Source organism: Caulobacter henricii, assembly GCF_001414055.1.
Taxonomy (GTDB): domain Bacteria; phylum Pseudomonadota; class Alphaproteobacteria; order Caulobacterales; family Caulobacteraceae; genus Caulobacter; species Caulobacter henricii.
On the sequence record NZ_CP013002.1, the window covers coordinates 2247218 to 2261511 of the forward strand.

The following is a 14294-nucleotide window of genomic DNA, read 5'->3' on the forward strand; positions in this document are numbered from 1 at the left end:
ATGGACGGTCCTACATCTGGGAGAGAGAAAAGAGCAGCAGGAGGCTGAGCAACAGGGCGAAGGCGAACACGCTCATGAACCAGACGACCAGGGTCTTGAACGCCGCCCCGACCATGGTGGAGCCATAGCCACCGCGAAGGGTCTGGAAGAGGTTGATGGGCGTCCAGAAGGCCAGGATCACGAACCAGGGCACTGTCAGGGGCGACGGCAAAACCATGCCGATGGCGTTGGTCAGGAACGAGAACGACAGCAGATTGGTCGCGACCAGAAGGTGGTCATAGATAAAGTACTGGCGCTTGTTGAGATAGACCAGCGCCAGGCTCAGCCCGATGATCGGCAACAGCAGCACGGCCAGACGGTGGGCCCAGCCGAACATCACCACCATGTAGTATTCTGGGTTTTCGAGGGCCTTGGCGAGCCCTTCCTTGAACCAGGTTTCCGCTCCAAAATACGAGCGTACCTCGACTTTCGGTTCGCTGGTGGTGACGTTGACGGACGCGCCGCCGATCTCGCCCAGCTTGACGGCGTGCGCCTTGATCTCCTCGGAGCTGCCAGTCATCGGCATGGTGCGTACGGTCTCGGCGGCTTTCCGACGCATGGTTTCGTCCCGCGCCAGGAGCTCCTCTCCTGCCTTGGGGTTGCTTTGCAGCGCCAGGGCCTTGGCCATGGACGCGGCGTATACGGCCTGAACCTTCCGAACATTCTCTTCGTAGGCCTTGTTGATCCCGGCCCTGTCCCCATCCGGGTCTTTCAGATCACTGGCGCGCGTCGACGCCAGTTCTGCCAGGGCCTCGTCCCTTCCCTTTTGAGCTTCGGCACGCAGCTTGTTGGCCTCGATCAGCCGGCCTTGTGGCGTGGCCAGAACGGCGGCGCGCTCGCGATTCTGCTCCTCCTCGTGGTGCTTGAGGCTATGGATGGCGTGCTCGGCTGCGAAGATGAACAGCAGCAGGGCGACCAGAAAGGTGCGGAACGGCGGCACATGTCGCGCGATCCGGCCTTCCATATAGTCCTTGGCCAGGACACCTGGCTTGAAGAACATCAGCGGCAGTGTGCGCGCCAGACGGCCATCGAGGTGGAACATCCCCTCGATGGCTTCCCAGATCAGGTGCAGGATCGTGCGGCGATGATTGTCGGCGTTTTGCCCGCAGGCATGGCAGTACCAGCCTTCCAGCGTCGTGCCGCAGTTTGTGCAAGGCTGGCCCTGCCTGTCGAACGGCTTCTTTCGCTTAGGCCGAAAGACCCCCGTCAGACCATCCGCCGCCGCAGCTTCAAGTTCGCCTGTCATCCTGCCCCCAGACTCTTGTGCCTATTCCGTCCAGGACGGTTTACGACGAGCGAGAAAGGCACGCACGCCCTCCTGGCCCTCTTCCGACACGCGACGGCGCGCGATGCGCTTGGCGGACTCTTCGATCAGCCCCTTGTCGATCTTCTGATCCACAAAGTCATTGACCAGGGCCTTGGCGTCGCCGATCGCGCCCGGGGCGCAGGCGGCCATTTCCTCGATCAGGGCATCGCGGGCGGCTTCCAGACCGGCCAGATCGTCGAACACCTCGTCGACCAGGCCATAGCTCCAGGCCACATCGGCATCGAACACCCGGCCGGTGGCAAACAGCAGCTTGGCCGTGCGCGGGCCCAGGGCGGCAATGACATAGGGGCTGATCGTCGCCGGGGTCAGACCAAGCTTGACCTCGGAAAAGCTGAACCGGGCATCGGCGGTGGCCATGGCGTGATCGCAGGCCGCCACCAGGCCGGCACCGCCGCCGAAGGCGGGGCCTTCAACCAGGGCCACGGTCAGGGCCGGCACATCGTGCAGGGCCTTCAGCATGTGGGCCAGTTCGAGCGCGTCGAGGCGGTTGTCGTCCTCGCTCCAGTCGACCGCATCGGCCATCCAGGTCAGGTCAGCGCCGGCGCTGAACGCCCCACCCGTGCCACGCAGGAACACCACGCGGACACCTTCGGCCCCGTGCAAGGTCTCGAAGGCCTCGCGCAGGGCCGCGATGGTCTCAGCGTTGAAGGCGTTCTTCTTTTCAGGTCGGTTGATCCAGACGGTCACCGCCCCTTCGGGCGTGCTCTCCAGGTGAACCAGCGGGCTCACGGCGTCGGTGTCGGGCACCTCGACAAGGGGGTCGGCGATAGGGTTGGTCATTGGTCTTGGCCTTCCTGGGGTCTGGCTAAGCAATACATCACATGCGGTCGCAACGGATGATCCAGCGCAAGGTCGGGATGATCGAAGTCCCGACCTTCGTCGCGCGTAAGGCCTAGCCGTTGCATAACCGCCTGGGACCGAACGTTCGAACGGGCCGTAAAGGCCAGAATCTCGTCAAGCGGCAGGCGCGCGAAGCCGTCGGCGAAGATCGACGGCATCACGCCGGAGACCAGACCCCGGCCGACAGCGCCGGTCCGCAGCCGCCACATGGCTTCGACGCCCTCAAGCCCGAACGCGCCGTCCAGGTCGTGAAGGCCCGCAGCGCCGACAGCCTCGCCCGTCTCGTCCAGGACCGCCCAAATGCCCCAGCCTTTATCGGCCACGCCTGCCGCCACCCGCGCGAAGGTCGCGCGGCTACGCTCGGAGTCCATTGCGCCGCCCAGCCACTGGGCGACCAGCGGATCGCGATTCAGCGCGTCCCAGGCCGGGAACAGAGCCTCCGTCCAGGGTGACAGACGAGGATGGGGCGAAGCACTCATGGTTACATCCGGAAGACGCCGAACGTCGTCTCCGGAATGGGCGCATTCAAACTCGCCGATATGGCCAGACCCAGCACGTCGCGGGTTTGTGCCGGATCAATGATGCCGTCATCCCAGAGCCGCGCGGTGGCGTGATAGGGATTGCCCTCATCCTCATACTTCTGGCGGATCGGAGCCTTGAAGGCTTCGGCCTCATCGTCGCTCCACTTGGCGGCGTCGCGGTGGACGGTGGCCAGCACGCTGGCGGCCTGCTCGCCGCCCATCACCGAGATGCGGCTGTTGGGCCAGGTGAACAGGAAGCGCGGGCTATAGGCCCGGCCGCACATGCCGTAATTGCCCGCTCCGAAACTGCCGCCGATCAGCACCGTGAACTTAGGCACCTCGGCCGAGGCGACCGCCGTGACCAGCTTGGCCCCGTCCTTGGCAATGCCGCCGGCCTCGTACTTTCCGCCGACCATGAAGCCTGAGATGTTCTGCAGAAAGACCAGCGGAATCTTGCGCTTGCAGGCAAGTTCTATGAAATGCGCGCCCTTCACGGCGCTCTCTGAAAACAGCACGCCGTTATTGGCCAGGATCGCCACCGGCTGGCCCCAGATGCGGGCGAAGCCACAGACCAGGGTCGTGCCGTACAGAGCCTTGAACTCGTCGAACTCGCTGCCGTCGACGATGCGGGCGATGACCTCGCGCACGTCATAGGGGGCGCGGACGTCGGTCGGCACGATCCCGTAAAGCTCTTCGGCATCGAACAGCGGTGCCTTGGTCTCGGCAATCACCAGTTCGGCGGGCTTGGTGGTGTTCAGGTTGGCGACGATGGAGCGAACGATCTCCAGCGCATGCTCGTCGTCATTGGCCACGTGGTCGACCACGCCCGAGCGACGGCCGTGGGTATCTGCCCCGCCCAGTTCCTCGGCGCTGATCACCTCGCCGGTGGCGGCCTTCACCAGCGGCGGACCGGCCAGGAAGATCGTGCCCTGGTCACGGACAATGACGGTTTCGTCGCTCATCGCCGGCACATAGGCCCCGCCGGCGGTGCAGGACCCCATGACGCAGGCGATCTGGGCGATGCCCGCCGCGCTCATCCGGGCCTGGTTGAAGAAGATGCGGCCGAAATGGTCGCGGTCGGGAAAGACCTCGGCCTGGTGGGGCAGGTTCGCGCCACCGCTGTCGACCAGATAGACGCAGGGCAGCCGGTTCTGAGCCGCGATTTCCTGGGCGCGCAGGTGCTTCTTCACCGTCATCGGGTAATAGGCACCGCCCTTCACGGTGGCGTCGTTGGCGACGATCATCACCTCGCGGCCCGAGACCCGACCGATCCCGGTGATGACGCCGGCGCCGGGCGCTTCGCCATCATAGAGATCGCAGGCCGCCAGCTGTCCGATCTCCAGGAACGGTGAGCCCGGATCCAGCAGGCGCTCGACCCGCTGGCGTGGCAGCAGCTTGCCCCGCGCCACATGGCGCTGGCGCGTCGCCTCGGAGCCGCCCAGCGCGGCTGCGGCGACCCTCTGGTGCAACTCGGCGACCAGACCGCGATTATGGGCGGCATTGCGGACGAAGGTCTCGCCGGACGGATCGATAACGGAGTTCAGCTTCGGCATGTGTGCGGCATAGCCTTTTACATTCAAACCCGAAAGGCGGTAATTTTAGCCTTCAGCCCTGTGAGATTTCGCGAAAACCCTCCGCCAAATCGGACAGGGCGGCGGGCGACAGTCGGACCGATCGCGTCCCGATGGTCAAGCCTCGGCATTCAAGCTAGCGTCCCTTCGTGGCAACGACTCTGAACGCCCCTGACGACTCGGCCCTGGCGCAACTGTTCGCCCGCGAGCAGCGCAGCGGCGGCGCGACCTGGTTTTCCCTGCCGGGTGGCGCGACGCTCTATGCCCCGGGAGAAAGCGCCGACCATCTCTATTTCCTGCGCACCGGCCGCATGGGCGCATTCCGGCGTGAGGAGGGCCAGGAGCCGCAGTTCCTGGGAGTCATTCGGCCGGGCGAGCCGGCCGGCGAAATGGCCCTGATCGGCGGCACGTCCCATTCAGCCAATCTGGTCGCCTTGCGCGACAGCGAGATTCTGGCCCTGCCCCGAGCGGCTTTCTTCGAGGCCGCCGAAACCGATCCGACGGTCATGATCGAACTGTCGCGACTGATGATCCGCCGGGCCCGCCAGGCCCAGACCCACGCCGCGATCGGCGATCCGTCGGTTTTTGGCTTTATCGCAGTGGAACCCGGACCCGCTATCCGGCCCGTGGTCGAGCGTCTGGCGCGGAGCATGGTGGCTCTGGGCTACTCGGTGACCGTCGAGGGCGCGGAGTCGCAACTGGCCCCCACCGAGTGGTTCAGCAATGTCGAGCGCGAGCACGACTTCGTGCTGTATGTGGCCGAAGCCGACGAAACCCAGTGGAAGCACGTGGTCGGCAGACAGGTCGACCGCCTGTTCCGGATTGGGCGTGGCGAACGTCCGCCTCCGCCGACCATCCCGACCTATGCCTCTGGCCCCCTTCAGGCCCAGCGTCTCGTCGACCTGATTCTTCTGCAGTCCGGCAACCTGAAACAGCCCCAGGGTTCCGAAGCCTGGATGGAGGCCACCAAGGCGGCCCGCCTGTTCCATCTGCGCGAGAACGGCATGGCCGATGTCCAGAGACTGGCCCGGGTTCTGACCGGCCAGTCGGTGGGTCTGGTGCTCTCCGGCGGCGGTGCTCGGGCCTATGCCCATATCGGCGCCATCGAAGCCCTGCGCGAGCGCGGCATTCCCATCGACTTTGTCGGCGGGGCCTCCATGGGCGGGGTGATCGCGGCGGGCCTGGCCATGGGGTGGGACGATGGCGAGATGGAGGCCCGCATCCGCAAGGCCTTCGTCGAGTCGAGCCCCGTCGACGATATCGCCTTTCCGATGATCGCCATGACGCGCGGCGACAAGGTCAAGGCCCGCCTGCAGGAACATTTCGGCGACGTACAGATCAGCGACCTGTGGCTGCCGTTCTTTTGCGTGTCCTCAAACCTGACCTCGGGTTCCTACCACCTCCACCGCCGGGGTCCGCTCCACAACGCCCTGCGGGCCTCGATCTCGCTGCCGGGTGTGCTGCCCCCGGTTTGCGAGAACGGCGCGGTCCTGGTCGATGGCGCGGTCATGAAGAACTTCCCCGCCGACGTCATGCGCGCCTTCCAGCTCGGCCCGATCGTCGGGGTGGATGTCACGCGTGGCCGCAGCATCACCGACGAGGACGTGGTCAGCCCCCCCTCGCTGTGGAAGTGGGTCCTGTCAGGGGAATGGCGCAAGGGGCCGCCGATCGTCGCCCTGTTGATGCGTGCTGCCACGGTCTCCACCGGGCGAGATCTTGCGGCCAGTCGTGAAGCCTCGGACGTGCTGATCACGCCGAAGCTGGACAAGATCGACATCCGTGACTGGCGCGCCTTTGAGCCCGCCGTGGCCGCCGGCAAGATCGCGGCCGCGATCGCCATCGACTCACTGGACCGTCCAGTCACCGACCTTCGCCGCCGTCCGAGCCTGGTCGAGCGCGCCCGCGAAGCGCTCAATCCCGTCGGGCGAGGATGAACATCCGGGTGAATGGAAACAGTGTCACGCCGTCCTCGCGGCGAGGATAGTCGCACGCCAGTCGCGCCCGCCAGGCGTCAAGGAACCCTGCCCTTTCCTCCGCGTCGGTCAGGGCGTCCAGATAGGGCAAAAGTGTCGTCCCCATTGTCCAGTCGACGATCGGATCCTGACCGTACAGGGCGTGCAGATAGGTGGTCGTCCAGATATCGATCTCGGGGCACAGCGGTGCCAGCCATGCGTAGTAGTCGCGCGCATCATGTGACGGCCGCACACCCTCGACGCCGGCCAGTCGCGGGGCCCAGGGGCCAGTCGCGGCGATCTCGCCCAGGGTCTTTCGCCAGGCTGCATCCGTCACCAGCGGCATCTGGCAGGCCAGCACGCCGCGGGGGGCCAGGGCGGACGCCAGACGCGGAAAGAGGACGGCATGGTCGTCGACCCATTGCAGTGCGGCGTTGGTGAACAGAAGATCGACCGGTTGCTCGGGCGCGAAGCAGGCAATATCGCCCAGAACCCAGTCCACCCGGGAGGAAAGTCCCCTCGCCCGCTCCAGCATCTGGGGACTTGAATCCATTCCGTGCACGGTCGCAGAGGGGTGTCGCGCCGACAGCAGCGCCGCCTGCTCGCCCGCACCGCAGCCCAGATCCCAGATCTGAACTGGATCAATGTCACGCGGCAGCGCCGTCAAAAGATCGAGCGCGGGTCGTTCCCGATAGCTCCGATAGAGGGCGTAGATGTCGGGGTTCCAGACAGGCATAGGCATGGCCTTCACTTCGGGTGCGACAATTGGCGCGCGCCGGAGACAGCACAGCACTCGTTAACATCTTTGTTAATGCGCGATTCACACTATATCTAATTCAGGTCTCCGGCAGTGAGACCTTAGGGAAGGACATGGAGCCATGCCTCGACCGGCCAAGCGCACTATGGTCGTTGATCACCGCAAGGATGCGGTGGGATTGATGCCGCCACCGGCTCAAAGGCTTGATTTTCCCCGGCCCATGATGATCGCCGCGACCGTGCTGTTCTGGGCCGTGGTCATCATGACCCTGAAGATGCTGCTCGCCTGATCCCCGATCGCTCTGCGGCAAATGGCCGTAGCTGAAATATCCGCTTTCCTTGCCCGGAATTTCGCGCCCATACTCTGCTTGTGTTGTTCAACAACTGAAAGGAGGTGACCAGTGTCTCATTGTCTCCAACCGAGGTCGCGCATCGTGACCTGGAGCCTGAAGATAGAGGTATCCGCCTAGAGGCGTTGAATCGCTCCAGGTTTCAGTCACGCCGCGCACCGCGGCCACGACGATGGAGGGCCGTTCCGGGCGACCGGAACGGCCCTTTTTCATGGCGCGAAGGTCAGTTGCCGACCAGTTCGCGGCCGATCAGGAAACGCCGGATCTCGTTGGTGCCGGCGCCGATGTCATACAGCTTGGCGTCGCGCAGGAAGCGCTCGACCGGCCATTCCCGCGTATAGCCGGCACCGCCCAGGGCCTGAATGGCCTCCAGACAGGTCTTCACGGCATTCTCCGAGGCCAGCAGGATCGCGCCGGCGGCGTCGAAACGGGTGGTCTTGCCCGCATCGCAGGCCCGGGCCACGGCATAGACATAGGCCCTGGCCGAGTTCAGGGCGACATACATGTCCGCCACCTTGCCCTGCATCAGCTGGAATGAGCCAATGGCCTGGCCGAACTGCTTGCGTTCGCGGACATAGGGCAGGACGACGTCGATACAGGCCTGCATCAGGCCAAGCGGACCCGCCGCCAGTACGGCGCGCTCATAGTCCAGCCCGCTCATCAGAACGCCGACGCCACCGCCGACCGGGCCCATGACGTTCTCTACCGGGACTTCGCAGTCTTCAAAGACCAGCTCGGCGGTATCCGATCCGCGCATGCCCATCTTGTCGAGCTTCTTGCTGACGCTGAAACCCTTCATGCCCTTCTCGATCAGGAAGGCCGTGATGCCGCGATCACTGGTCTTGGCATAGACCACCAGGGTGTCGGCATGCGGGGCGTTGGTGATCCAGAATTTCGTGCCGTTGAGCACATAGTGGTCGCCCTTGAGCTCGGCCCGCAGCTTCATGGACACCACGTCCGAGCCCGATCCGACCTCGCTCATGGCCAGGGAGCCGACATGTTCACCGCTGATCAGCTTGGGCAGGTAGCGGGTCTTTTGCTCGGGCGTCGCCCAACGGCGGATCTGATTCACGCAGAGATTGGAGTGGGCCCCATAGGACAGGCCGACCGAGGCTGAGGCGCGGGAGATCTCCTCCATGGCGACCACATGTTCCAGATAGCCGAGGCCCAGGCCGCCGAACTCCTCCTCGACCGTGATGCCGTGCAGGCCAAGGTCACCCATGGGCACCCAGAGCTCGCGCGGAAAGCTGTTGGTCTCATCGATCTGAGCGGCGATCGGCGCGATCTTGTCGGCCGCGAACCGGGCAGTGGTGTCACGGATCGCGTCGGCCGTTTCGCCCAGCGCGAAGTCCATCGAGGGTGCGGAATTTGTCATCATGCGCCACCCCATAGCACAAACGCCCGCAGATCAACGAGACCTGCGGGCGTTCATGCTCATCGGCTTTTCAGCCGGGATCAGTCCTCGTCGCCCTCTTCGGGTCCACCCAGCTTGCGCAGCAGCAGATAGGCCGAGACGACAAAGCAGATGGCCCCCACCATGCTGGCGCCGTAACCGAACATCTTGATCTGCGAGAAGCCCGGCCCCGAGGCCACGGTCAGGATCCACAGCACACCGCCGCCGAACATGGCCAGGCCCAGCACGCCGAGGCTGACCAGCAGGCTCAGATTGCCGAAGCGCGGGGCTTCCGGTTCGGTGAACGGCACGTCCATGGCGCTCAGGGTCACGTCCTCACTGGTCGAGAAACCATCGAGATTGAAGACCGAAGGCGAGGTTCGGGTTGCGGTTTCGAACAGGGTGGGCTCGACCACGAAGGGACGCGGGGCCGGGGTTTCGACCACCTCGACGACCGGCGTCGGCGTGACGGGAGCCACCGGCTCCGGGGTCAGGCGGAACGGGGCGCTGACGGTCTCCTCGAAGTCCTCATAGAGGACGGCCGCTGGCACGGCGGCAGCCGGCACCGGCGGCTCCGGCAGAACCAGGTCGTCCCGCGAGGCTAAAGGAGCCACAACGACCGGGGCCGGGGCCGGCGTATCCGGCAGGATGGCCTCAAGACGCGCGCCGACGGCTGCAGCAGCCTGCTCGCTGGCCGAAGGAGCCTCGTCCGCGGGGGCGACCAGGATCGGGGCAGGCCCTTCCTCGCGCTCGATGGTGGCGCGATCGCCTTCGAACCGGGCCATCACGGTGGCCGGAGTCTGTTTGGGCACGGCGCAGCTGGCATCGTAGTCGACCTTGGGCCGCAGGATCGGGCTGGGTGCCGCAACCCAGACGCCATCCGCAGGCGTCAGGAACAGGGCCTTTTCCGCCGAGCGACGGCGGACCAGGGCGTCGATGACGATCCGTTCGCCTTCGAAGTCGGCCTTGCGCCACATCTCCATGGCGCAGGCGGCCTGCAGCAGCGAGCCCTCATTGATCCGGCGCAAAACCCCGGAGCGGATGAAATTGTCCAGACCGATATTGAAGGCGAAGCAGACCAGCGCATCGAACTGGTTCTGGTTCAACGGCGTATAGGTCTGTTCATTGACCGCATGGGCGACCGCAATCAGGTCGTAGAGCAGCAGGGCCTCGGCGTCCTGTTCCGTGACGCTCGCCCCGCCGCGGGCGGTCAGGGTATGGCCGTAACCGATGGTCCAGCGCCCGTCCGGGAGCTGAGCGGCTTTCATCCGGTAGCCTTCGAATCTCTTGATGAGATCGACGGCGGCGCGGGAGACCTGATGACGCGGTTTCATCGCGGAGAATGACCCAGTTTGAGACAGACGCAGGTGCGTTCGTCTCTCTCCCGGCAAGATAGGCGCCGCTTTGCCCGTTCCCGTGACGGGGGAGCTGATTTTTCTAGTTCAGCAGCAGGGCAGCGATCAGCAGAACCGCGAAGAAGCCCGTAAAATCGGTCAGGAAGGTCACGAAGATCGATGACGAGACCGCAGGGTCCCGGCCCATCTTCTCCAGGGCCAGAGGCGCCAGAATGCCGCCGACGGCGGCGGTGAAGATGTTGGTCACCAGGGCCAGACCCACGATGATCGCCAGCTTGCCGTGCTGATCCTCCGGGCCGAAGACCAGATAGGTGGCCCCGCCCATCACCAGGGCAAGACACAGGCCATTGACCAACCCCACGGAAACCTCGCGCAGCACGATGCGGCGGGCGTTGGCTGTGGTCAGCTCCTTGCTGGCCAGGGCGCGCACGGCCACGGCCAGACTCTGGGTGCCTGCATTGCCGCCCAGGGACGAGACGATGGGCATCAGGATGGCCAGGGCCACCAGCTGGGCGATCTGATCCTGGAACACCGCAACGCCGCTGACGGCGATGCTCGCGGTGACCAGGTTCAGCAGCAGCCACGGCAGGCGCGCGCGAACGATGTCGATCACGGTCGCGTCGCGACCGGCGTCAGACACGCCGGCCAGGGCGAGGATATCCGCCTCGGCCTCTTCGCGGATGACCTCGACGATGTCGTCGACCGTGATCTGCCCCACCAGCCGGCCGCCCGAGTCGACGACCGGGGCGCTGATCAAGTGATACTTGTCGAAGATATAGGCGACCTCTTCCTGGTCCATCTCGACCTGGATTTCGGTCACCGCCTCCATCAGGTCGGCCAGCCGCGTCTCGCGGCGGCTGCGCAGCAACAGACTGATCGGAATGGCGCCGACGGGCTTGTAGGTCGGATCTACCACATAGACGTCGAAGAACAGCTCGGGCAGGGAGTCGCCGGCCTCGCGCACGTGGTCGATGGTGTGGCCGGCGGTCCAGAACTCGGGCGCCGCCAGGAACTCGCGCTGCATCAGGCGGCCGGCGGTCTCGTCCTCATAGGACAGGGTGGTCTCGATCGCGGCGCGATCGATCTCGCCCATGGCGGCCAGCACCTGGTAGCGCTTGGTGTCGTCCAGATCGTCGATGACGTCGGCGGCGTCGTCGGTGTCGAGTTCTTCCAGCGCGCGGGCCAGGGTCACCGAGGGCGTGGCCTCAAGGATCTCCTCGCGAAGATTCTCGTCCATCTCCGAGATGATCTCGCCCAGCGCCTCGGGATCGAGGAGCGGAATGACCTCTTCGCGATAGGCCGAGGACAGAAAGCCCATCAGGTCGGCGACGTCGGCGGGCTCCAGAGCCCCGACCAGCTCGCGCAGGCGCTCGGTATTGCCGCTATCGGCGGCGTCGATCACCATCTCGACATATTCGGGATTGAGCGCGTAGTCATCGCCGAGGGCGAGGTCTTCAAGGTCCTCGGGAAGGGCGGCCTGGGAGAGCAGAGCCTTGTCCAGCGCGTCGTCGGTCAGTTCGGCGATGTCCCGGGTCATGGGGGCCTCCTGAGCTCAAAGGGCTTGGCGTCGCTGGCGTGTTCCGAAGGTTGGCTGGCCCGCTTCCCCAGGGAAAGTCAGGCCTGAAAACGATTAGAGCGCGCCCGGCGAGTCGGAAACCGATTTCGCCAAGCGCGCTCTAGTCAGTTTCACCTGGTGCGGTCGAGAAGACTCGAACTTCCACGCCCTTTCGGGCACAGCGACCTCAACGCTGCGCGTCTACCAATTCCGCCACGACCGCACGTGGTGAGGGGCGGCTGGTAGCAAACTGAATCTGGTTTGGAAAGGGCTGAGTTGCGACTCTCTTGTCTGTGCGAAGGCTCGACCTAGCTCAGTGGGCTTTCGCACGCCGTATGCGAAGTAGTTCCGGCGGCGCATCGCCAACTTTCAACATCACGCCGCGCCTCACAAAACGCCCCGAGACGGGGATTGCGTTTGCCCCAGCAGTGCCAGCTTGGTCGGTCCAACGAGACAGATACGTGAAATGAATCTGGTCGCCCAGGATCGTGGCCGGGAAAACCTCAGCCCCATTGCACCAGCCCTCGCAGAGCTCGAACTCAACTGTCGGATTGGGACCGTCGCGCACATCAAGGCGTGCACCGACGTAGTCGTCAGCCTCTTCTATGTATCGGAGATTGTCATAGAATCCGGAACGACTGGCCTTGCCGGACCAAGCAGTGACCGGCAGTACCGTCAGAAAAATGGCGATGCCAAGCACTCGGATCATGGCCTAGCTAGCCACAACCCTAGTGCGAATGGCTAGACCTAAACGCCGCCGGCCATGTAGTCATAGACATCAGCGGCGCGCGTGACCTGGATGGCGATGCGATCGTCGCTGATCTGGATCTCGCCGCGAGCGATCGGGTGATTGTTGGCCAGGATCCAGACCTCGTCATTGGTCTTGGCGTCCAGCGGGATCACCGCGCCGCGGCCCATGCGCAGCAGCTGCTGCATGGGGAGGATCGAGCGCCCCAAAAGAACGGAGATCTCGACATTGACGGCGTTGACCTGGCTCACGAACTAAGGCCCCTGAAATCGACTCTCGACCAGACTGGTCGCGCCATCGAGATTGCAAGAATAGGGCCGTATGCTTGATCGCCCGTTAAGCCTTGAAAATAAAGGAAACCCGCGCCTGGGACGCAGCGACGGCGCGCCCGTGGGGTGGGCGGTTTCGACCGGTTACGTCCCCTACCCGGCAGCCGTTGCCGCCATGGAAGCGCGTGCCGCCGCCATTGCCGAGGGCACGGCGGGCGAACTGGTCTGGCTGCTGGAGCATCCGCCGCTCTATACCGCCGGCATTTCGGCCAAGGGCTCCGACCTGATCGAACCCGACCGCTTCCCGGTCTTCGAGAGCGGGCGCGGCGGCCAGTACACCTATCATGGCCCCGGCCAGAGGGTGGCCTATGTGATGCTGGACATGACCCGGCGCGGCCGCGACGTCCGGGCCTTTGTCGAGGCTCTGGAGGCCTGGATCATCGACGCCCTGGCCAGCTTCAATGTGGTCGGCGAGATGCGCGAGGGCCGGGTCGGGGTCTGGGTCGAGCGCAAGGGGCCGGGCTGGTCACGCGAGGACAAGATCGCCGCCATCGGCGTCAAGCTGCGCAAATGGGTCAGCTTTCACGGCATCAGCCTGAATGTGGAACCCGACCTTGGCCATTTCTCGGGCATCGTGCCCTGCGGCCAGACCGAGCACGGCGTCACCAGCCTGGTCGATCTGGGCTTGCCGGTGACCCTGGACGAGGCCGACGCGGCCCTGAAGGCCAGCTTCCAGCGGATGTTCGGGGCGGTGGAGGACGCGGACGCGCCGGTCTAGGCTGCGCGAACGCCGGCAGAATCCTTTGAGGGCCAAGAACAGAGCGCTATCCAGAACAGGATCTGAACGCCGGGAATGAGCGAAAGCCCGGCCCACCAGCCCGCATGCCCCATGTCATGCAGACGCTTCGACGACAGCGCCGCCATAGCCCACACCTGCGCTAGCCACAAGGCCAAGGCCACGGCGGCGAGAGGCGGCCCCATTGCGGCGAGGGCCTCGGGGCGATGATCGATCATGCGGCCAAAGGCGGCAAAGCTGTAGACCGGGGCCTTCGCCAGGAAATAGGCCAGGAAACCCAGGTTGCCGATTAGCCAGGTCACAGTGGTGTCCATCAGGAAGCGTTCCCGCTCCACCGCGCCACGCGCATCAAACCACCGCCGGATCATGCCTGACCTCACCTTTTTCGGCGAAAGACTGCAGGACTGAACCTTAGATCGAAATCGCCTTCAAGGGATTGGGGCCATAACGATTGGCCCCCTGCTCGCTGCCCATGACGCCCAGCTCGACAATGGCCCAAAGGATGGCGATCGAGAACACGAAGTCGAGGAAGTGCTCGGGCTGCGGCCACACGGCCACGACAGCCACCAGGATCAGGGCGGCGAACCACCCCGACCGACCACGGTCGTGCAGGCGCTTGGACAGCACGCAGGCTCCTGAAAACAGCAGGGCCGGATAGACCAGCCAGCCGGTCAGCCAGTGCAGGGTATAGCCGGCGATGGCCTCATAGATCACGGTGAAGCCGATCAGCACGGCCGCAGCGATCAGGAACGGTGTGCGCGACAGCCTGCCGTTCGACGACAGGAACAGCTCCGCCCATTCACTCTGACCGTTCATGCTTGC

General features: G+C 64.9%; 15 protein-coding genes, 1 tRNA gene and 1 pseudogene. 4 read left to right on the plus strand and 13 right to left on the minus strand.

The window, feature by feature from the left end:
- Positions 1–10: 10 nt before the first annotated feature.
- The 4 genes from AQ619_RS10490 to AQ619_RS10505 are packed head-to-tail and all read right to left on the minus strand — an operon-like array spanning position 11 to position 4280.
- Positions 11–1285, minus strand: a complete 1275-nt coding sequence (locus AQ619_RS10490) for a DUF3667 domain-containing protein (protein ID WP_062147050.1) — start codon at positions 1283–1285, stop codon at positions 11–13.
- A 21-nt stretch (positions 1286–1306) separates the two neighbouring features.
- Positions 1307–2146 carry an enoyl-CoA hydratase-related protein gene (locus tag AQ619_RS10495; RefSeq protein ID WP_062147052.1) on the minus strand — a complete coding sequence of 280 codons (840 nt, stop codon included), beginning with the start codon at positions 2144–2146 and terminating at the stop codon, positions 1307–1309.
- Positions 2143–2685, minus strand: a complete 543-nt coding sequence (locus tag AQ619_RS10500; RefSeq protein ID WP_062147054.1) for a GNAT family N-acetyltransferase — start codon at positions 2683–2685, stop codon at positions 2143–2145. Before AQ619_RS10500 ends, AQ619_RS10495 begins: the two co-directional genes overlap by 4 nt.
- A 2-nt stretch (positions 2686–2687) precedes the next feature.
- Complete coding sequence (locus AQ619_RS10505; RefSeq protein ID WP_062147056.1) at positions 2688–4280, minus strand: carboxyl transferase domain-containing protein; 1593 nt, start codon at positions 4278–4280, stop codon at positions 2688–2690.
- Between the two features lie 179 nt (positions 4281–4459).
- On the opposite strand from AQ619_RS10505, the gene AQ619_RS10510 reads away from it, so the two are divergent.
- Positions 4460–6232: a patatin-like phospholipase family protein gene (locus AQ619_RS10510; protein WP_166504340.1), complete on the plus strand. Its 1773-nt coding sequence runs from the start codon at positions 4460–4462 to the stop codon at positions 6230–6232.
- Here the strand turns inward: AQ619_RS10510 and AQ619_RS10515 are convergent.
- The gene (locus AQ619_RS10515) at positions 6210–6992 is read right to left on the minus strand and encodes a methyltransferase domain-containing protein (protein WP_236849450.1); all 783 of its coding nucleotides are present in this window, start codon (positions 6990–6992) and stop codon (positions 6210–6212) included. The genes AQ619_RS10510 and AQ619_RS10515 overlap by 23 nt on opposite strands.
- Before the next feature lie 136 nt (positions 6993–7128).
- Between AQ619_RS10515 and AQ619_RS19075 the strand changes: the two genes are divergently transcribed.
- Positions 7129–7296: a hypothetical protein gene (locus AQ619_RS19075; RefSeq protein WP_166504210.1), complete on the plus strand. Its 168-nt coding sequence runs from the start codon at positions 7129–7131 to the stop codon at positions 7294–7296.
- Positions 7297–7390: 94 nt separating this feature from the next.
- Positions 7391–7476: pseudogene (locus AQ619_RS19080) on the plus strand (hypothetical protein).
- A 103-nt stretch (positions 7477–7579) separates the two neighbouring features.
- Here the strand turns inward: AQ619_RS19080 and AQ619_RS10520 are convergent.
- The 6 genes from AQ619_RS10520 to AQ619_RS10545 form a co-directional block, all read right to left on the minus strand.
- Entirely contained in the window at positions 7580–8734 is a 1155-nt protein-coding gene (locus tag AQ619_RS10520; protein WP_084746237.1) for an isovaleryl-CoA dehydrogenase, read from the minus strand.
- Positions 8735–8811: 77 nt separating this feature from the next.
- Entirely contained in the window at positions 8812–10083 is a 1272-nt protein-coding gene (spmX, locus tag AQ619_RS10525) for a lysozyme-family localization factor SpmX (protein WP_062147064.1), read from the minus strand.
- A 103-nt stretch (positions 10084–10186) separates the two neighbouring features.
- Complete coding sequence (gene mgtE / locus AQ619_RS10530; protein ID WP_062147066.1) at positions 10187–11641, minus strand: magnesium transporter; 1455 nt, start codon at positions 11639–11641, stop codon at positions 10187–10189.
- A 154-nt stretch (positions 11642–11795) separates the two neighbouring features.
- Positions 11796–11882 (minus strand) — tRNA-Leu (locus AQ619_RS10535).
- 90 nt (positions 11883–11972) lie between these two features.
- Positions 11973–12368, minus strand: a complete 396-nt coding sequence (locus AQ619_RS10540; protein ID WP_062147068.1) for a hypothetical protein — start codon at positions 12366–12368, stop codon at positions 11973–11975.
- Positions 12369–12406: 38 nt separating this feature from the next.
- The gene (locus AQ619_RS10545; protein ID WP_007670373.1) at positions 12407–12658 is read right to left on the minus strand and encodes a FliM/FliN family flagellar motor switch protein; all 252 of its coding nucleotides are present in this window, start codon (positions 12656–12658) and stop codon (positions 12407–12409) included.
- Between the two features lie 70 nt (positions 12659–12728).
- On the opposite strand from AQ619_RS10545, the gene lipB reads away from it, so the two are divergent.
- Positions 12729–13454, plus strand: a complete 726-nt coding sequence (lipB, locus tag AQ619_RS10550; RefSeq protein WP_062147070.1) for a lipoyl(octanoyl) transferase LipB — start codon at positions 12729–12731, stop codon at positions 13452–13454.
- On the opposite strand, the gene AQ619_RS10555 is transcribed toward lipB, so the two are convergent.
- Positions 13451–13840 carry a DUF805 domain-containing protein gene (locus AQ619_RS10555; protein WP_062147072.1) on the minus strand — a complete coding sequence of 130 codons (390 nt, stop codon included), beginning with the start codon at positions 13838–13840 and terminating at the stop codon, positions 13451–13453. The genes lipB and AQ619_RS10555 overlap by 4 nt on opposite strands.
- A 43-nt stretch (positions 13841–13883) precedes the next feature.
- Positions 13884–14288, minus strand: a complete 405-nt coding sequence (locus AQ619_RS10560; RefSeq protein ID WP_062147074.1) for a DUF805 domain-containing protein — start codon at positions 14286–14288, stop codon at positions 13884–13886.
- Positions 14289–14294: the final 6 nt, after the last annotated feature.